This window comes from Polynucleobacter parvulilacunae (assembly GCF_018881715.1).
In the GTDB taxonomy this organism is placed as follows: Bacteria; Pseudomonadota; Gammaproteobacteria; order Burkholderiales; family Burkholderiaceae; genus Polynucleobacter; species Polynucleobacter parvulilacunae.
In genome coordinates, this window is the sequence record NZ_JACVPW010000013.1 from 99,965 (window position 1) to 118,372 (window position 18,408).

The 18,408-nt window shown below is 46.0% G+C and carries 20 protein-coding genes; 15 read left to right on the forward strand and 5 right to left on the reverse strand.

The genetic code is table 11. The features are described from left to right. Positions 1–35 precede the first annotated feature (35 nt). From soxB to mnmH, 10 genes are all read left to right on the forward strand, one after another. Positions 36–1,766 (forward strand): thiosulfohydrolase SoxB, encoded by a 1,731-nt coding sequence (gene soxB / locus ICN18_RS08925; protein ID WP_216190158.1) that lies wholly within the window; start codon positions 36–38, stop codon positions 1,764–1,766. A gap of 29 nt (positions 1,767–1,795) precedes the next feature. Then, entirely contained in the window at positions 1,796–2,233 is a 438-nt protein-coding gene (locus tag ICN18_RS08930; protein WP_216190159.1) for a DsrE family protein, read from the forward strand. Between the two features lie 8 nt (positions 2,234–2,241). Next, a complete protein-coding gene (locus tag ICN18_RS08935; protein ID WP_216860011.1) occupies positions 2,242–3,195 on the forward strand; it encodes an MBL fold metallo-hydrolase in 954 nt (317 codons plus the stop codon). A 70-nt stretch (positions 3,196–3,265) separates the two neighbouring features. Further along, a complete protein-coding gene (locus ICN18_RS08940; RefSeq protein WP_216190160.1) occupies positions 3,266–3,583 on the forward strand; it encodes a hypothetical protein in 318 nt (105 codons plus the stop codon). A gap of 20 nt (positions 3,584–3,603) precedes the next feature. Further along, positions 3,604–4,725, forward strand: a complete 1,122-nt coding sequence (locus ICN18_RS08945) for a YeeE/YedE family protein (protein WP_216190161.1) — start codon at positions 3,604–3,606, stop codon at positions 4,723–4,725. A 24-nt stretch (positions 4,726–4,749) separates the two neighbouring features. Continuing rightward, entirely contained in the window at positions 4,750–5,187 is a 438-nt protein-coding gene (locus tag ICN18_RS08950) for a YeeE/YedE family protein (protein ID WP_216190162.1), read from the forward strand. Between the two features lies 1 nt (position 5,188). Next, positions 5,189–5,632, forward strand: a complete 444-nt coding sequence (locus ICN18_RS08955; protein WP_216190163.1) for a YeeE/YedE family protein — start codon at positions 5,189–5,191, stop codon at positions 5,630–5,632. Positions 5,633–5,713: 81 nt separating this feature from the next. Then, positions 5,714–6,058: a protein tyrosine phosphatase family protein gene (locus tag ICN18_RS08960; protein WP_216190164.1), complete on the forward strand. Its 345-nt coding sequence runs from the start codon at positions 5,714–5,716 to the stop codon at positions 6,056–6,058. Positions 6,059–6,081: 23 nt separating this feature from the next. Beyond that, a complete protein-coding gene (locus ICN18_RS08965) occupies positions 6,082–6,501 on the forward strand; it encodes an acyl-CoA thioesterase (RefSeq protein WP_216190165.1) in 420 nt (139 codons plus the stop codon). A 6-nt stretch (positions 6,502–6,507) separates the two neighbouring features. Beyond that, on the forward strand, positions 6,508–7,581 hold the full coding sequence (gene mnmH, locus ICN18_RS08970) for a tRNA 2-selenouridine(34) synthase MnmH (protein ID WP_216190166.1): 1,074 nt from the start codon (positions 6,508–6,510) through the stop codon (positions 7,579–7,581). A 4-nt stretch (positions 7,582–7,585) separates the two neighbouring features. Here mnmH and ICN18_RS08975 read toward each other — a convergent pair whose 3' ends face one another. After that, positions 7,586–8,770, reverse strand: a complete 1,185-nt coding sequence (locus ICN18_RS08975) for an acyl-CoA dehydrogenase (RefSeq protein WP_216190167.1) — start codon at positions 8,768–8,770, stop codon at positions 7,586–7,588. Positions 8,771–8,874: 104 nt separating this feature from the next. On the opposite strand from ICN18_RS08975, the gene ICN18_RS08980 reads away from it, so the two are divergent. Then, positions 8,875–9,585 carry a queuosine precursor transporter gene (locus ICN18_RS08980; protein ID WP_216190168.1) on the forward strand — a complete coding sequence of 237 codons (711 nt, stop codon included), beginning with the start codon at positions 8,875–8,877 and terminating at the stop codon, positions 9,583–9,585. A gap of 114 nt (positions 9,586–9,699) precedes the next feature. Continuing rightward, the gene (locus ICN18_RS08985; RefSeq protein ID WP_216190169.1) at positions 9,700–11,307 is read left to right on the forward strand and encodes an ABC-F family ATPase; all 1,608 of its coding nucleotides are present in this window, start codon (positions 9,700–9,702) and stop codon (positions 11,305–11,307) included. A gap of 45 nt (positions 11,308–11,352) precedes the next feature. On the opposite strand, the gene ICN18_RS08990 is transcribed toward ICN18_RS08985, so the two are convergent. The 4 genes from ICN18_RS08990 to ICN18_RS09005 all read right to left on the reverse strand — a co-directional run bounded on the left by ICN18_RS08990 (position 11,353) and on the right by ICN18_RS09005 (position 14,928). Then, positions 11,353–11,616, reverse strand: coding sequence for a DUF1289 domain-containing protein (locus ICN18_RS08990; protein WP_216190170.1), 264 nt, complete (start codon positions 11,614–11,616; stop codon positions 11,353–11,355). Then, positions 11,613–12,785 carry a GNAT family N-acetyltransferase gene (locus ICN18_RS08995; protein ID WP_216190171.1) on the reverse strand — a complete coding sequence of 391 codons (1,173 nt, stop codon included), beginning with the start codon at positions 12,783–12,785 and terminating at the stop codon, positions 11,613–11,615. Before ICN18_RS08995 ends, ICN18_RS08990 begins: the two co-directional genes overlap by 4 nt. Positions 12,786–12,787: 2 nt before the next feature. Continuing rightward, positions 12,788–13,174 carry a lactoylglutathione lyase gene (gene gloA, locus ICN18_RS09000; RefSeq protein WP_216190172.1) on the reverse strand — a complete coding sequence of 129 codons (387 nt, stop codon included), beginning with the start codon at positions 13,172–13,174 and terminating at the stop codon, positions 12,788–12,790. 83 nt (positions 13,175–13,257) lie between these two features. After that, entirely contained in the window at positions 13,258–14,928 is a 1,671-nt protein-coding gene (locus tag ICN18_RS09005; protein WP_216190173.1) for an electron transfer flavoprotein-ubiquinone oxidoreductase, read from the reverse strand. A gap of 158 nt (positions 14,929–15,086) precedes the next feature. Here ICN18_RS09005 and ICN18_RS09010 point away from each other — a divergent pair, with 158 nt between their 5' ends. From ICN18_RS09010 to ICN18_RS10535, 3 genes are read left to right on the forward strand one after another with little or no spacing between them, the layout of a single operon-like run. Then, on the forward strand, positions 15,087–15,788 hold the full coding sequence (locus ICN18_RS09010; RefSeq protein WP_216190174.1) for a CoA transferase subunit A: 702 nt from the start codon (positions 15,087–15,089) through the stop codon (positions 15,786–15,788). Positions 15,789–15,846: 58 nt separating this feature from the next. Further along, positions 15,847–16,497, forward strand: coding sequence for a CoA transferase subunit B (locus ICN18_RS09015; RefSeq protein WP_068321494.1), 651 nt, complete (start codon positions 15,847–15,849; stop codon positions 16,495–16,497). Positions 16,498–16,533: 36 nt separating this feature from the next. Next, entirely contained in the window at positions 16,534–18,408 is a 1,875-nt protein-coding gene (locus tag ICN18_RS10535) for an alpha/beta fold hydrolase (RefSeq protein WP_369411884.1), read from the forward strand.

The following is an 18,408-nucleotide window of genomic DNA, read 5'->3' on the forward strand; positions in this document are numbered from 1 at the left end:
CAGGCCGACAGGCCTGTTTTCACAAAAGGAATGTTATGTCTTTAAGTCGTCGCGATTTTCTACAGGCTTTAGCTATTGCATCTGCAGGTGGAATGAGTTTGCAATCAAACTTTGTTAACGCCCAAACTACTGCGCAAAAGTTTTATGACTTACCTAAATTTGGTAACGTCCACTTTTTGCATTTCACAGACTGCCATGCTCAGCTTTTACCAATTTATTTCCGTGAGCCCAATGTAAATCTTGGAATTGGTGCGCAGGAAGGTAAGACACCGCACTTGGTTGGTGAATATTTCTTAAAAGCGAATGGTATTGCACCGGGAACTCGTGATGCTCATGCGTTTACCTATTTAGATTATGTTGCTGCTGCACAGAACTACGGCAAGATGGGTGGTTTTGCTCATATGGCCACACTGATCAAGCAGATGAAAGTCAGTCGTCCTGGCGCCTTATTGCTTGATGGCGGAGACACATGGCAAGGCTCTGGCACTGCGCTTTGGACTAATGGTCAGGATATGGTTGATGCCGCCCTTGCCTTGGGTGTAGATGTCATGACGCCACATTGGGAGATGACGCTTGGTGAAAAGCGCGTTATGGAAATCGTTAATGGTGATTTCAAAGGCAAGGTTTCATTTGTAGCGCAAAACATTAAAACAGCAGATTTCGGCGACTCAGTATTTAATCCCTATGTCATGAAAGTCCAGAATGGCATTCAGGTTGCCATCATTGGACAAGCATTCCCGTATACGCCCATTGCAAATCCCCGCTACTTCACTCCTGATTGGACCTTTGGTATTCAGGAAGAGAATATGCAAAAGACTATTGATGAGGTTAGATCAAAAGGCGCAAAGGTAGTGGTGCTTCTATCTCACAACGGCATGGATGTAGATTTGAAAATGGCCTCCCGCGTACGCGGACTAGATGCTATTTTGGGTGGGCACACCCATGATGGTGTGCCTATTCCAGTTAAGGTAAAAAATGCTGGTGGTGTAACTCTCGTTACTAATGCAGGATCCAATAGCAAGTTCCTTGGCGTGCTCGATTTTGACGTGAAGGGCGGTAAGCCGGTAGATTTCCGCTACAAGCTATTCCCTATCTTCTCCAATATGATTCCGGCAGACTCAACAATGAACAAGTTGATTGCTAAAGTAAGGGCACCGTATGAGGCTAAGCTGAATGAGAAGTTAGCAACTACTGAAGGTCTCTTATATCGTCGAGGTAACTTCAACGGGAGTTTCGATCAGCTCATCTTGGATGGATTAATGGCGCAGAAGAATGCAGAGATTGCTTTCTCACCAGGCTTCCGCTGGGGAACAAGCTTATTACCTGGTCAAGCAATTACTCGCGAGAACTTGTTGGATCAAACCGCGATCACCTATCCATACACAACCGTTACTAATATGAGTGGCGAAACCATTAAAACCATTCTTGAGGATGTGGCTGATAACTTGTTTAATCCAGATCCGTATTACCAGCAGGGTGGTGACATGGTCCGGGTTGGTGGAATGCAATACACCATTGATCCAGCCCAAACCGCAGGTAAGCGAATTACAGACATGCGTTTGAATGGTAAGCCGATTGAGGCTAGCAAGACCTACAAGGTTGCTGGCTGGGCTCCAGTAAGTGAAGAGGCAAAGAACGCTGGTGGCGAAGCAATCTGGGATGTGATGGAGCGACACTTGCGCGACGTCAAGATCGTTAAAGCAGTTAAGCTGAATGAGCCAATTATTAAAGGCGTTTCCAATAATCCTGGCATGGCCCCAATTTAATTGACTATAAAACTACACGAGATTTAAGCATGAAAAAACTACTTTCCATCATTACTGCTTTAGCGCTGACATTGGGATTTTGCTCTGTCGTTTCAGCTCAATCTTCCGGCCCCACTAAAGTGGTCTATCACATTGATGATGCAGAAACTCAGGGTCTAAAAGGCCTGCGCAACATTCGCAATCATTTGGATACCTCTCCCAATACCATCATCATCGTTGTGACCCATGCCAATGGCGTTGACATGTTGATGGAGGGCGCCAAGGATAAGAAAAATAATGTGGAGTATGCGCCATTAGTTGGAGCCCTTAAATCTCGTGGTGTGAAGTTTGAAGTGTGTGAAATCACGCTGAAGAATCGCAACCTGAAGAAGGACCAATTTATTCTGGATGCAGATTTCACGCCATCAGGTGTCGTACGTGTAGCGGATCTGCAATATAAAGACGGCTTTGCATACATTAAGCCTTAAGCAGCATCATGAATTGTTTTAAAAGTCTTCTTAGGGTCCTTTTGGGATCCTTTGTATTTTGTGGCCTAGTCTTTGGGGAGGGTAGGCCTGCCGATGCCGTTCAGTTAAAACCCATTCAGGTGGCGCCACATACGTATTTTGTTCAAGGCTTTCCAGAAATGGGAAGTAGCGCTAACCAGAATTTCATATCCAATGCTGGTTTTGTTGTAACTCCTGCTGGCGTAGTGGTTGTTGATGCTCTAGGCTCACCTGTTCTTGCGCAAAAGCTAATTGCAGAAATTAAAAAAATTACTCCGCAAAAAGTGGTTGCACTCATCGTGAGTCACTACCATGCAGATCATGTGTATGGTTTGCAAGAATTTAAAAAAATTGGTGCAAAGATTTATGCACAAGGAGAAGGGCGAAACTATCTTTCTTCAGAAACTGCAAAGCAACGTTTGATCGCATCTAGGATCGACTTTGCTCCTTGGGTAAACGCCAATACGAGGTTGATTGCTGCCGATGAGTGGATTGATCAAAAAGCAAAGCTGACGATTGGTGGCATTGATTTTTTTATAAGCAGAGTGGGGCCTGCTCATGCTCCTGAAGACCTCATGGTGTATGTGCCCTCTGAGAAGGTACTGTTTGCTGGTGACTTAGTTTTCAGGGGGCGCATTCCATTCGTGGGGAATGCGGATAGCAAGGGTTGGTTAATTGCGCTTGATGAGATTGAGAAACTGAATCCCAATATTGTGATTCCTGGGCATGGAAATTATTCGGTTAAGCCTGCTGAGGATATCGCCTTCACAAGGGATTATCTGAAATATTTGCGCGAATCGATGTCCAAAGCGGCCATCAACATGGATCCCTTTGAGGATGCTTACAAGCAGGCCGATTGGTCGGAATACGAAGGAATGCCTTTATTTAGGGCGGCTAATCGCATGAATGCCTATAACGTCTACCTGTCCATCCAGGCTGAATAAGAGAGTCTCGAGCGCAAATTCATCCATTGGGCCTTAAAATAAGGAATTAATGCTAAATCCTTGATTTGTAATGAAAATGACTTTTCCTCAGACGCTTTCTGTAATCCTATTGGGCGCCCTCATTAGTGCACCAGTGATTGCTGCTCCGGATTTGGCAAATGGTAAGGCCATTGATCAGCAAAAGTGCTATGCCTGCCATGCTAAGAAAAGTGGCTTTGGAAATGGCGACATGATCTACACCCGCTCGGATAGCAAGGTGAAGTCGCTGGCTGACTTGAAAAAGATGGCTGGCCTATGCAATACCGAACTGCGGCTTGATCTGTTCCCGGAGGATGAAGCGGACGTTACTGCTTTTCTCAATAAGCAGTTTTACAAATTTAAACCTTAATTTTTCAAGATACAGTCGCTATGGATGTTGTTGATATCAGCTCTTTAAGTAAGTCAGTTCTTTGGGCAACCTTTGCTATTACCTTTTTTCTTGGTGCAGTCATGCAAAAGACAGGTTTTTGTAGCATGGGTGCTGTATCTGACGTTTTCATTATGTCTAGCTGGGATCGCTTAAAGCAGTGGTTCTTGGCAATTGGCGTTGCCATAATTGGATTCACATTCATGTCTTATTTTGGATTGATTGATCCTCTCAAGAGCATGTATACCGGCAGTAAATTTTTATGGTTATCTACCATTGTAGGAAGCATCCTTTTTGGCACTGGAATGGTTTTAGCTTCCGGTTGCGGTAGTAAAACATTGATCCGTATCGGCGGCGGGAATTTGAAGTCTATCGTTGTGTTTATGGTGCTCGGTTTAACGGCCTATATGACAATGCGTGGGTTTTTGGGTGTAATCCGTATTAATACTCTGGATACATTCTTTATTGCTTTTAATACACCGCAGGACTTGCCTAGTCTTTTAAGCTCTCCCCTTGGTATTGCGCGCCCGAATCTTCATTTGGCTCTTGGCTTAATCATTGGTGCTGCATTTATTACCTATGCCCTGGTAAGCAAAGCATTTTGGACGGCTGAAAATCTCTTTGCGGGTGTTGCTGTAGGGCTGGCCATCTGTGCAGTGTGGTGGGTAACTGGAAACCTCGGTTATGTAGCTGAAGATCCAAATACTCTAGAAGAAGTGTTTTTAGTTACGAATTCAGGTCGCATGGAGAGCTTATCGTTTGTTGCTCCGTATGCCTATTCTTTGGATTGGTTAATGATGTACAGCGATACCTCTAAGGTTTTAACTGTCGGCATCATGGCTGTTTTGGGAATGATTCTGGGATCTGCGGTTATATCAATTGCAACAAATTCATTCCGCTGGGAATCTTTCCGCAATACTGAAGATACTGCCAATCATTTAGTTGGCGCTGCTTTGATGGGCTTTGGTGGCGTCACTGCATTGGGTTGTACAGTAGGGCAAGGCTTAAGTGGTATTTCTACGTTAGCACTTGGTTCGCTCATCGCTTTGCCTGGGTTTATCTTTGGTGCTTATTTGGGGCTACGGTACCTGCAGGTTCGTCTTGCCCCTAATCCTTGCAGTTAATTTTATAGATCGATAGATTACACAATGCAAATTGACTGGTTCTCGTTCACACCCATTCCTTCATTGTTGGGCGGAATGATTCTTGGCGTTGCTGCAGCCTTATATGTTTTATTGCATGGACGTATTTTGGGTATCAGCGGAATTATTTCCGGATTACTGCATCCAAAATTAACCGATACAGCGTGGCGCCTGACTTTAGTTATGGGCTTAGTCTCAGCCCCATTCATGGCGGCTTTGTTTTTTGGAATATTCCCCGTTGTGGAAATCGAGTCTGACTGGATTGTTATTGTGATTGCTGGTCTTTTGGTGGGCTTTGGCGCCCAGTATGGATCAGGTTGCACAAGTGGTCATGGTATCTGTGGGCTGTCGCGTTTATCGCCGCGCTCACTGGTCGCCACGCTTTCGTTTATGGGTGCAGGATTCCTGACTGTTTTTGTTCTTCGCCATTTAATTGGGCTCTAAGATGAAAAAACATTTTGGCCTTTTTAGTCAATACGCTATTGGCGTACTTTTTGGTTGGGGTTTAATCATCTCGGGCATGAGCAATCCTCAGAAGATATTAGGGTTTTTGGATTTGGCCGGATCTTGGGATCCATCATTGATGTTTGTGATGTTGGGTGCGGTGATAGTAGGGCTTGGCGGCTTTTATTTAGTTGGTAAAAGAACAGAAGCATTTTTTGGTGGTGCCTTACATATCCCAACCCGTAAGGACATTACAAAACCCCTGATTGTTGGTAGCCTGATCTTTGGAGCGGGCTGGGGGATCGCTGGTTTTTGCCCTGGTCCAGCTTTAGTTGCTTTGGGTGCTGGACATCTCAAAGCCCTGGTTTTTGTTGTCGCCATGCTGGTTGGCATGGAGATCTGCGAGCGCTTCTTTACTGCCCATAGAAATACGCCAAAAGCCTAACTCCAACCCTTAACTCAACCCACAACTCAACCCTGATTTAAAATCATTCCTATTACAAAATTATTGAATGTAGAGGGTTTTATGAGTCTTCCTATTTCTTGCCACACCGACCAGTTCGGTACCCTTGGTCAAATTGAGCCAGGTCACTTAGCCGAGATCGCTGCCCAAGGCTATAAAAGCGTGATTAATAATCGTCCTGATGGCGAAGGCGGTCCAGATCAACCTACTAACGCAAGCATTCAAGCGGAAGCAGAAAAATTGGGATTGAACTACGCCTACTTACCAGTCGTGCCTAGCGCTATGACTGTTGAGCAAGTGAGGGAGATGGCTCGACTCTTAAAAACGATGCCCGGTCCTATCTTGGCTTTCTGTCGCTCTGGTGCCCGCTCAACAAACCTGTATCAACTTGCTTTGCAAGTTGCTTAAATTAAGCAGGCACTCTTCCAACTATGCGCATCGCCATTCCGGAAGAAAGAAAGCCTGTTCATGAAATGATCATGCCCATTCGTTGGGGTGATATGGATGCGTATGGCCATGTGAACAATACTGTGTACTTTCGGTATATGGAGCAAGCGCGCTGTGAGTGGATTACGGCTATGGGTTATGAAGTTGCGCCCGGTCGTGAGTCGATGTTGATGCTCAATGGCTTCTGCAATTTCTATCAACAACTTACCTTTCCGGGTGATTTAATTCTTAAGACTTCTATTGGCTCCATTGGAAGAACAAGTTTAGATGTCTATACCAGCATGGCGCTAACCACATCGCCTGAAGTAGAGGCGGCTATGGGTGGCGCCACCATGGTGTGGGTAGATCTCACTACCAATAAATCAGCTCCTTGGCCTGAGCATATTTTGCAAAAGTTGCGCTAGTCCATCGTGCAACCCAGCAATCCACACATCTTAAGATCCGAACAATTTCTATCAGAGCTAGATAGCTTTGATGTAGTCATTGATGTCAGATCCCCAGCAGAGTTCGCTTTAGATCATATTCCAGGGTCTGTGAATTACCCGGTACTAAGCAATGATGAGCGTGTAACCATTGGCACGCTGTACAAGCAAGAGTCGCCATTTGCTGCTAAGAAACTCGGTGCTGCATTGGTTTCGCGCAATATTGCCAACCATCTTGAAAATCATTTATTGGAAATGCCGCGTGAATGGCGTCCATTGATTTATTGCTGGCGTGGTGGTGAGCGTAGCGGCGCCTTTACACACATCCTTAATCGTATTGGCTGGAAAGCTAAGCAACTTGAGGGCGGCTATCAAGGTTTTCGTCGCACTGTCATTGATGGCTTGGATAAATCTGCAGGTCAATTTTCTTTTCAAGTCATTTGCGGGATGACGGGTAGCGGCAAAACCAGAGTGCTCCAAGAGATAGGTGCCTTAGGCGCTCAAATCCTTGATCTCGAGGGCTTGGCTGTGCATCGCGGTTCCGTATTGGGCAACGAGCCCAATGAAGATCAGCCTTCTCAAAAAGGCTTTGAGACTGCCTTGTGGAATGCGCTACGCTCACTTGATCCCACCAAGCCGGTGTTTGTGGAATCCGAGAGCAAGAAAGTAGGGGGCTTACATGTGCCCGATGCCTTAATGGAAACGATTCGTAATGGCGCCTGCGTTGAGTTGCGCTCGAGCGCGAAGACAAGAGTTTCTTGGTTGATACGTGAATACCATCACTTCCTGACTGATACCGATAACTTCAAACAAAAGCTGGCTTTGCTTACTACCCATTATGGAAAAGTACAGATTGCCAAATGGAATGAAGCTATTGATGCAGGTAATTTTCCGGAGCTGGTGGAGGAGTTGCTCGTAAAGCATTACGACCCCTCATACCAATCATCAATTGTGCGTAATTTTCCGCAATACAAGATTGAGAATTTTGTACAGCTAGAGAATGATAGTGATGAGGCCTTCACCAAAGCGGCAAAGGCCATCGTCACAAAACTAGGTTCTTAGCTAACTAGCTAAACGCCTGAATGCCAGTTTGAGCGCGGCCTAGAATGAGGGCGTGAATATCGTGAGTACCTTCATAGGTATTTACAACCTCTAAGTTCAGCATGTGACGAACAACGCCATACTCATCAGAGATGCCATTACCACCGTGCATATCACGTGCCATACGAGCGATATCCAAAGACTTGCCGCAAGAGTTGCGTTTCATGATGGAAGTAATTTCTGGAGCAGCAATACCTTCATCTTTCATGCGGCCTAAACGTAGGCAGCCCTGAAGACCGAGAGTGATTTCAGTTTGCATGTCAGCCAATTTCTTTTGAATCAGCTGATTGGCAGCCAGTGGCTTGCCAAATTGCTTGCGGTCCATGGTGTACTGGCGAGCGGCATACCAACACCACTCAGCTGCGCCTAGTGCGCCCCAGGCAATGCCGTAGCGTGCAGAATTTAGGCAGGTGAAGGGGCCTTTGAGGCCTTCAACTTCAGGGAATTCATTTTCAGCCGGGACGAATACTTCATCCATGACAATTTCGCCAGTGATGGAAGCGCGTAAACCCATCTTGCCACTGATCTTAGGAGCGCTTAAGCCCTTCATACCTTTTTCAAGGATGTAGCCACGAATGATGCCTTCATCATTTTTTGCCCATACTACAAATACATCAGCAATCGGAGAGTTCGAGATCCACATCTTTGAGCCGGTTAATGAAAATCCGCCTGGAACTTTCTTGGCGCGAGTAATCATGCCGCCTGCATCTGAGCCATAGTTTGGTTCAGTTAAACCAAAACAACCAATCCATTCTCCGCTAGCTAATTTAGGCAGGTACTTTTGCTTTTGCGCTTCGCTACCAAATTCATTAATAGGAACCATCACTAAGGAGGATTGCACACTCATCATTGAACGGTAGCCAGAATCAACACGTTCAATTTCACGAGCAATTAAACCGTAAGAGACATAGTTCAAATTCGCTCCGCCGTATTGTTCTGGGATCGTAATGCCCAAGAGGCCAAGCTCTCCCATTTCGCGGAAGATGGCAGGGTCGGTTGTTTCATTGCGATAAGCATCATGAATGCGCGGCATAAGGCGTCCTTGAGCATATTCGGCTGCTGCATCGCGGACCATACGCTCTTCTTCAGTAAGCTGGGTATCCAGTAATAGAGGGTCTGCCCAGTTAAAACTTGCCTTACTTTTGCTCATTGCTTTGTCATCCTATATTGGTTTTATCTTCACGTTTGGCCTGCTCCCTGCGAATTTTCAGGAATGCAGATATTCTTGTTTCTATTATCCATTTTTCTGCGCTTATGGACTTGCCTAGACGCCACCACCGTTATTACGACCTCATTCTGACCGCCTTTGTGGTTGTTTTGTTGTGCTCGAACTTTATCGGCGCTGGTAAGGCTGCTGTAGTTGATTTGCCGTACTTTGGCAGCGTGCCATTTGGCGGAGGAATCCTCTTTTTCCCTATCGCCTATTTCTTTGGCGACATTCTCACTGAGGTCTATGGTTATGCCTATGATCGCAGAGCGGTTTGGGCTGGTTTTGCGGCTCTTGCGTTTGCGGCCATCATGGCACAGATTGTTATCGCCTTGCCGGTTGCTCCCGGCGATTACATGGCGAATTATCAACATGGACTTGAAACTGTTTTTGGAAACTCTTGGCGCATTGCTTTGGCCTCTATGTTCTCTTTTTGGTGCGGCAGTCTCGTCAATAGCTACGTGTTAGCCAAAATGAAAGTTTGGACTCAGGGGCGTTTTCTCTGGATGAGAACCATTGGTTCAACTGCAGTAGGGGAGATGGTGGATTCCTCATTCTTCTATGTGCTGGCCTTCTACGGCATTTGGCCAACCCATGAAGTGATCCAGGTAGCACTCGCCCAATATGTGCTCAAGACCTCCTGGGAGGTTCTGGCAACCCCGATGACCTATTGGGTCGTTAACTTCCTTAAGCGCAAGGAAAATGAGGATTTTTACGATATTCATACGAATTTCACCCCATTTAGGGTCAAAGTCTAAGCAAGACCACGGGCTTCCTGCCAACAAAGACCTCTAAGCCGTTAAAATAACGGTCTTTGCCCCCAAAGTCGGGGGTAACTATTGAATTGAATTTCAGAAAGCTAGAAAACATCCGTGCTGTCAGCATCTAATATCACTATGCAGTTTGGGGCAAAGCCTCTGTTTGAAAACATTTCCGTTAAGTTTGGCGGCGGTAATCGTTATGGCCTCATTGGTGCAAACGGTTGCGGTAAATCCACCTTCATGAAGATTTTGGGTGGCGAGCTCGAGCCAACCAGCGGTAATGTGAGTTTGGATCCTGGCATTCGTTTAGGTAAGTTACGTCAAGATCAATTTGCCTACGAAGATGCACGTGTACTCGACGTAGTCATGATGGGTCATGAAGAGATGTGGAAGGCTGCTGCCGAGCGCGACGCGATCTACGCTAATCCAGACGCAACTGATGAAGATTACATGAAGGCCGCTGAGCTCGAAGGTAAGTACGCGGAATACGGCGGCTATACCGCAGAGGCTAAAGCTGGTGAGTTGTTATTAGGTATTGGTATTCCTATCGAGCAACACAACGGTCCGATGAGCAACGTTGCACCAGGCTGGAAATTGCGAGTATTGCTTGCACAAGCACTGTTCTCTGATCCAGATGTATTGCTGCTGGATGAGCCAACCAATAACTTGGACATTCACTCCATTCATTGGCTTGAAGACGTCCTTAATCAAATTAAGAGTACCATCGTCATCATCTCCCATGACCGTCACTTCCTCAATGAAGTCTGTACGCACATGGCCGACATGGACTATGGGACTCTAAAGGTCTACCCAGGTAACTACGACTCTTACATGCTTGCTTCTGTGCAGGCAAGAACACAACAGCTCAGCAATAACGTAAAAGCTAAAGAAAAAATTGCTGAATTAGCAGCTTTCGTAGCGCGCTTCTCTGCAAATGCTTCTAAAGCACGTCAAGCGACTTCACGTCAGAGGCAGTTAGAGAAAATTGAGATTGTTGAAGTCAAACCTTCTTCACGTCAAAACCCGTTTATTCGTTTTGATACCGAGAAAAAATTACACAATATGGCGGTAGAGTGCAATGCACTTACCAAGGCCTATGACCGCGTCATCTTCAAGAATTTCAAGCTTGGCGTTCGCGCTGGCGAGAAGATTGCCATCATTGGTCAAAATGGCGCCGGCAAGACAACACTTCTCAAAACTATCTTGAGCAAACGCTTTGACGGAATTGCGGCTGACAGTGGTGATGTGAAGTGGGCTGAAAATGCCAACGTTGGTGTGATGCCTCAAGACAACACGGAGATGTTCGCTAAAGACGAATTGCTCATGGATTGGATGAATTGGTGGCGTAATACTGGTGACGATGACCAAGTGATTCGTGGCACATTAGGTCGTCTCTTGTTCTCTGGTGACGACATCGGCAAGTCCGTCAAAGTCCTTTCCGGTGGTGAAAAGGGCCGCATGATTTGGGGCAAACTCATGCTCCAAAAATATAACGTACTAGCAATGGATGAGCCAACCAACCACATGGATATGGAATCTATCGAGAGTTTGCAAATTGCGCTTGAGAAATTCGATGGCACGCTCATATTTGTTTCTCATGACCGTGAGTTCGTATCTGCTCTAGCAAATCGCATCCTAGAGGTGAAGATGGATGGCACGGTGGTGGATTACTCTGGAACTTATGAAGAGTATCTACGCAGCCAGGAATTGGCTGGTTAACCTGCTAGCTAAAGATTAGCAAAAAGTAAGCCCATAAATAAGCCCTTAAGTGGGCTTATTTTCTTTGGCCTGTCGTTGAAAGCGAGTCGCAGTACCTTCCGCACGAATTCGTTGCCAGACTGAATCTTTTTCTTCCTGAGAAAAGAACACCCAATTACTCACTTCACCAAGAGTGCGACCACAGCCCTGGCAGATTTCATCGTAAAGAGTAGTGCATACACCAATACAAGGCGAGTCAGAGTCCGCATCCCCAGTGGAGAGGGAGTGCGAGCCATCTTGTACTGGCGGTTTGGTGTCTTCAGAATTCATGGCTGTACTTTAGACGATTTCAGAGGACTGTGCTCGGCAAGCTCATCGACATAAGCGCCAATACCTTGATGCTCGCGATTCAAGAAGTGCTGTACTGCCTTTGCAAACTGAGGGTCCGCAATGAAATGCGCAGATTGAATCGTGGTTGGTAAGAAGCCACGTGCCATCTTATGTTCGCCTTGCGCGCCACCTTCAAAGGTTTGAATCTGATTAGTAATGCAATATTCAATCGCTTGATAGTAGGCTGTCTCAAAATGCAAGCAGGGCACATGCTCAATGGCGCCCCAATATCTGCCGTATGCTTTCGAGTCTTTAGGATCGACTACCAGCATAGATGCAGCAATAGGATTGCCACCGCGCTCCGCAATAATTAAGTGCAAATTCTCTGGCATACGCTGAGCCCATAGTTTAAAGAATGTCTCGCTTAAATAGGGATTAGAGCGATGTTCTAGATAAGTATTTTCATAACAGCGATAAAAGAATTCCCAATCAGCATTGGTTGATGCATTTCCAGATACGTGCCTAAAGCTAATTAATTCACGCGCAACCTGCTCACGTTCGCGCCGAATATTTTTGCGACGTTTCATCGTCAGAACAGCTAGAAATTGTTCAAAATTCTCAAAGCCTTGGTTATGCCAATGAAATTGCACCGAATCTCGCAACATAAAACCCTGGTTCTTTAGTTCCTTTACTTCCCCAGCATAGGGAAATAAGACATGGGCTGAAGACAGATTATTTTGTAAAACTACAGTTTTTAGACCCTCAATGAGGTGTTGTGCAGCTAAGCCGGCATCAATATCTCCAGCACTCAGAATTCGAGAGCCCTGAACGGGGGTGAATGGAACGGCGCAAAGGGCTTTCGGAAAGTATTGCATTCCTTGTTGCTCATAAGCTTGCGCCCATGACCAATCAAACACAAACTCTCCATAAGAGTGTTGCTTTAAATATAGAGGCATTGCGCCAATGAGTTTGCTACCTTCCTTCAGTAATAAGTGAGCAACTTGCCAACCAGTATTGCCTCCAACACAACCAGTTTCTTCTAGCGCACTGAGAAATTCATGACGAAGGAATGGTCCTGCATCTGCAGGAAGCAGGGCGTTCCAGTCGTTACAGGGGATATCGCTTAAGCGATCTAGGATTTCTAAATGAAATGAATCGGGCTGAGCCACGATTAGCGCTGAATAAGTTCTATTTTGTAGCCGTCAGGATCGGTAACAAACGCGATGATGGTGTCACCGCCAGCAACTGGGCCAGCCTCACGGGTAACATTACCGCCAGCTGCCTTAATAGCCGCGCAAGCTGCGTAAGCGTCGGGCACTTCGATTGCAATATGTCCGTAGGCTGTGCCCATTTCATAGCTATGAACACCATGGTTATAGGTAAGCTCAATCTCAGATTGACCATCGCCATTGCCTTTACCAAAGCCCACAAAAGCAAGCGAGTACTTTTGCTCAGGACGCTCTGTAGTGCGCAGTAAATTCATACCCAATACTTTGGTGTAGAAACCAATCGAGTGATTCAAGTCGCCGACGCGAAGCATAGTGTGTAGGATCATCATGGCTTAAATATAACGCTATTTATTTAATTGTGTTGAGATGAAAAACCCCGGTATCTAGCCGGGGTTTGTTGTGTTGCATTGCTTTACATAGACGCATAGTTTGGACCGCCGCCACCTTCTGGCGTAACCCAGACAATGTTCTGGGTTGGGTCTTTAATGTCGCAGGTTTTGCAATGAACGCAGTTCTGCGAATTAATTTGCAAGCGGGCTTTGCCGTCGGTTTCGACAAACTCATAGACACCAGCGGGGCAGTAGCGTTGCTCAGGGCCTGCATAGGTTTCAAGGTTCACGCCTACAGGAACCGAATCATTCTTCAGAGTTAAATGAATGGGTTGATTCTCGGCATGGTTTGTATTTGAGATAAACACAGACGAGAGGCGATCAAACGTAAGCTTGCCATCAGGCTTTGGATAATCAATCGTCTTATGTTTTGCTGCTGGCTCGAGGCATTCATGATCTGCATGCTTTAAATGCACAGTCCATGGCATATTGCCGCCCAAAAGCTTTTGCTCCAATCCAACCATCAAGGTGCCAACATAGAGCCCCTTGGACATCCATGGTTTGAAGTTACGGGCTTGATTGAGTTCGGTATGTAACCAGCTGTTTTGGAATGCAGTAGGGTATGCAGACAAAACATCTTTAGAACGATTTTCATTGATTGCTGCAACTGCCGCTTCGGCAGCAAGCATGCCGGTCTTAATTGCGGCATGACTACCTTTGATGCGTGATGCATTCAAATAGCCAGCATCACAACCAATCAGTGCACCACCTGGAAATACAGTTTTAGGAAGACTATTTAATCCGCCGGCAGTCAGTGCACGTGCACCATAAGCGATGCGTTTTCCGCCTTCAAATGTTTCACGAATCTTCGGATGCAATTTATAGCGTTGGAATTCTTCAAAAGGAGAGAGGTATGGATTCTTATAAGAAAGGCCTACCACCAAGCCAACTGCAACCTTGTTATCACCAAGGTGATAGAGGAAGGATCCACCATAGGTATCGCTCTCCAATGGCCAGCCAGCGGTATGCACTACCAGTCCAGGCTTGCTCTTGGAAGGCTCTACTTCCCATAGCTCTTTAATGCCAATGCCATAACTCTGCGGGTCAGCATCTTTGTCTAGTGCAAACTTAGCAATCAGTTGCTTGCCAAGATGGCCGCGTGAGCCTTCAGCGAAGAGAGTGTACTTGCCACGCAATTCCATACCAAGCTGGAACTGATCCGTTGGATTACCTTCTTTATCCAGACCCATTGATCCAGTAATGACTCCGCATACAGCACCATGCTCGTTATAAAGAATTTCTGCAGCAGGAAAGCCCGGGAAAATTTCAACACCGAGATTCTCGGCTTGTTGTCCGAGCCAGCGAGTGACGTTCGCGAGACTGACAATGTAGTTACCTTCATTTTTAAAGCAGTGCGGCAACATCCAATTTGGAACTTGATACGAGCTATCACTCGTTAAGAATAAAAACTGATCTTGCGTGACCTCTGTATCTAGTGGGGCACCTAATTCTTTCCAATCGGGGAATAGTTCGGTCAGTGCTTTCGGATCCATGACTGCGCCAGAAAGAATATGGGCGCCGATCTCAGAACCTTTTTCCAGCACACAGACGCTAATCTCTTTGCCGGATGCATTTGCTAATTGCTTTGCTTTGATAGCTGCCGACAAGCCAGCAGGCCCACCCCCGACAATGACAAGGTCATAGTCCATAGAGTCTCTAGGTCCAAATTGCGCTACCAGCTCTGCAGCATTCATTCAAATTCTCCGAAATATCTCAAAAATAGGGCATTTAAGCCCTAATAGTTTAGTTCTAACTGATAAAAACCGATTTAGTGCCAAGACCGCCTAGTTTAGGGAGTCTGAAGCGTTATGATTGCTTTTTTACTCATTTTGGCAATATTAGGACAAATGTTATGAACAAAACTTACCCATCGGCGGTTGATGCCCTACGGGATATCTTAAAAGACGGACAAAAGTTGGCTGTTGGCGGTTTTGGACTTTGTGGCATTCCTGAGGCTTTAATTCAAGCAGTTAAGGATTTAGGCGCTCAGAACCTGACAGCAATTGCTAATAACGCTGGTGTAGATGGCTTTGGTTTGGGGTTATTGCTCAATTCACGCCAAGTTAAAAAAATGGTTGCCTCATATGTAGGTGAGAACAAAGAATTTGAGCGTCAGTACTTAGCAGGTGAGTTGGAGTTGGAATTTACTCCGCAAGGAACCTTGGCCGAAAAATTGCGCGCTGGTGGTTGCGGCATTCCTGCTTTCTATACCAAAACCGGTGTTGGTACTTTGGTTGCTGAAGGTAAAGAGGAAAAAGAATTTGATGGCGAGAAATACATCATGGAGCGTTCAATCGTTTCTGATATCTCTTTAGTAAAAGCTTGGAAGGCAGATAAGTCTGGTAACTTGGTCTATCGCTATACAGCGCGTAACTTCAATCCAGTTGTAGCAATGGCTGGCAAGATTACTGTTGCTGAAGTTGAGGAGATCGTAGAGAACGGACAGTTGCATCCTGATCAGATTCACACACCTGGTATCTATGTGCACCGCTTGGTACTGCATAAGACGCCAGAAAAGCGCATCGAGCAGCGCACTATGACTGCAAAAGCGTAATCCCCCGAACACTAAAGCAATAGAACAGCAATAGAACAAAATACTTAGGAAGATTGAAATGCCTTGGACTAGAGATGAGATGGCAGCACGCGCTGCTAAAGAATTAAAAGACGGTTACTACGTGAACCTTGGTATTGGTATGCCAACCCTAGTTGCAAACCATGTACCTAAAGATATGGAGGTATGGCTTCAATCTGAAAATGGTTTATTAGGTATCGGACCATTTCCAACGGAAGAAACTATTGATGCGGATTTAATCAATGCCGGTAAGCAAACTATTACGACTTTGCCTGGCTCATCTATTTTCTCTTCTGCTGACTCATTTGGAATGATTCGTGGCGGCAAAATTAATATTGCGATTTTGGGTGCCATGCAGGTAAGCGAGCATGGTGACTTGGCCAACTGGATGATTCCAGGAAAAATGGTTAAAGGCATGGGCGGTGCGATGGACTTAGTGGCTGGCGTGAAGCACGTTGTTGTTCTGATGGAGCACGTTGCTAAGAAAAAAGACGGCACTGAAGAGCTCAAAATTTTGCCGAAGTGCACATTGCCATTGACTGGTGTGGGTGTAATTAGCCAGATCATTACCGATCTGTGTGTTTTGGATATCACCCCTAAAGGTTTGAAGTTAACTGAACTGGCTCCGGGCGTGACCAAAGAAGAGGTTATTGCTAAGACAGGAGCCCCTGTCGACACAACGGGTTTCTGAGCAATTTATTCAGATGAATGAAATAATGGGATCACTATGTCAGGATCCCATTTTTCTCATTCAAAACCCTCTGCGCCAAAGATGAGCACCGGTATCGATCCTTCGCTCCACGCCCATAAAAAGGGTGATGCAAAACACACCCATAGCAAGCAAGTCTCAAATCAAAATCTGTTGTTGATTGCTTTAATCCTCACCCTAGGATTTTCAGGGGTTGAGGGTGCCGCCGCGTATTTTGCTAATTCTCTAGCGCTGATCTCGGATGCTGGTCATATGGTGACCGATGCTGCAGCTTTGGGCCTGGCTTTGTTGGCGCAAATTATTTCTCGTCGTCCACCATCTCCGAAACATTCTTTTGGTTTTGGACGTGCGGAAGCTCTAGCCGCGTTTGTCAATAGTATTGCGATGCTTGCCTTAGTTTTATGGATTGTGATTGAAGCTGTAAGTCGTTTCGCCAATCCCCATAAGGTCGATGGCTTAACTGTGACTGTTGTGGCAACAATCGGCCTTCTGATGAATATCGTAGTGGCATGGGTGCTTTCTCGCGACAAGAAGAGTGTAAATACCCGTGCAGCGCTCGTCCATGTGATGGGTGATCTCTTGGGGTCCGTAGCCGCGCTGATTGCCGGTATTGTTATTCAGCTTACCGGCTGGATGCCGATTGACGCGATTCTCTCTATTCTGGTCTCACTCCTAATTCTGAAATCAACGATCTCTATTCTTCATGAGTCCTATCACTTCCTAATGGAAGGGGTGCCTCTTCATATTGACTACTTGCAAGTGGGTACTGATTTAAGAAATATTCCTGGCGTGCTCGCAGTCCATGATTTGCATGTCTGGGAAATGACGCCTAGCTTTCCTGCATTGATTGGGCATATAGAGATCGCTAATATGCAAGAGTGGCCCGCAATCATGGCTCGTATTAATGCAATGCTTCTAGATAAGCATGGTATCGATCACGTGACTCTGCAGCCAGAAGAGGTGGGCGATGATCACGATCATGAGCATGGCCATGCAAGCCATGAGGTGCATAACGAAGCTCAGGCGGCAAATGTATTTCATGATGGAGAAACTTTTTATGTAGAGTGCTCCAGTGGCGATGAGAAATACCGCATGGCTTATCACGTTTGGGGAAATCCAGGTAATAAAGTATTGCTATGCGTTCATGGCTTAACAAGACGCGGCAGTGACTTTAAGACGCTCGCGCAGGCCATGTGCAAAGACTATTACGTTGTGTGCCCAGATGTCGTTGGTAGAGGCGACTCTGATCGCTTATCTAATCCAATGATGTATGCCGTACCTCAGTACGTTACAGACATTGCTACGCTCGTTAAAAAGCTCGGCGTTACTCAGGTTGACTGGTTTGGTACATCTATGGGCGGCCTCATTGGTATGGTGTATGCCGCTATACCGAACTCCCCTATACGTCGCATGTTGATTAATGATGTGGGTCCGAAGATTGAGCCAGAGGCAATCAAGCGTTTGGGTTCTTATGTTGGTCAGCCATTTGCCTTTGCAAGTCGCACTGATGCACTTAATCGCTTAAATGAAATCTGCGCTAGTTTTGGCGAACACACTCCGCAGGAATGGGAAATCTATAACGGCCCGATATTGGTTCAAAAAGAGGGCAAATGGATCATGCATTACGACCCAGATATCTCAGTGCCATTCGCATCAGTAAATCCCATCATGGCCAAGGCTGGTGAGATGGCGATGTGGCATGCTTTTAAACAAATTCACATTCCGATGTTGATTGTTCGTGGCGGAGTTTCTGACTTACTATCCGCAGCTACTGTTGCAGAAATGTGTAAAGTCAATCCTTATGCGCGCAGCATTGAGATTCCAAATGTGGGTCATGCGCCTGCATTCGTGAAGCCCGAGCAGATTGCTTTAGCAAAAGAGTTCTTTAGTTAA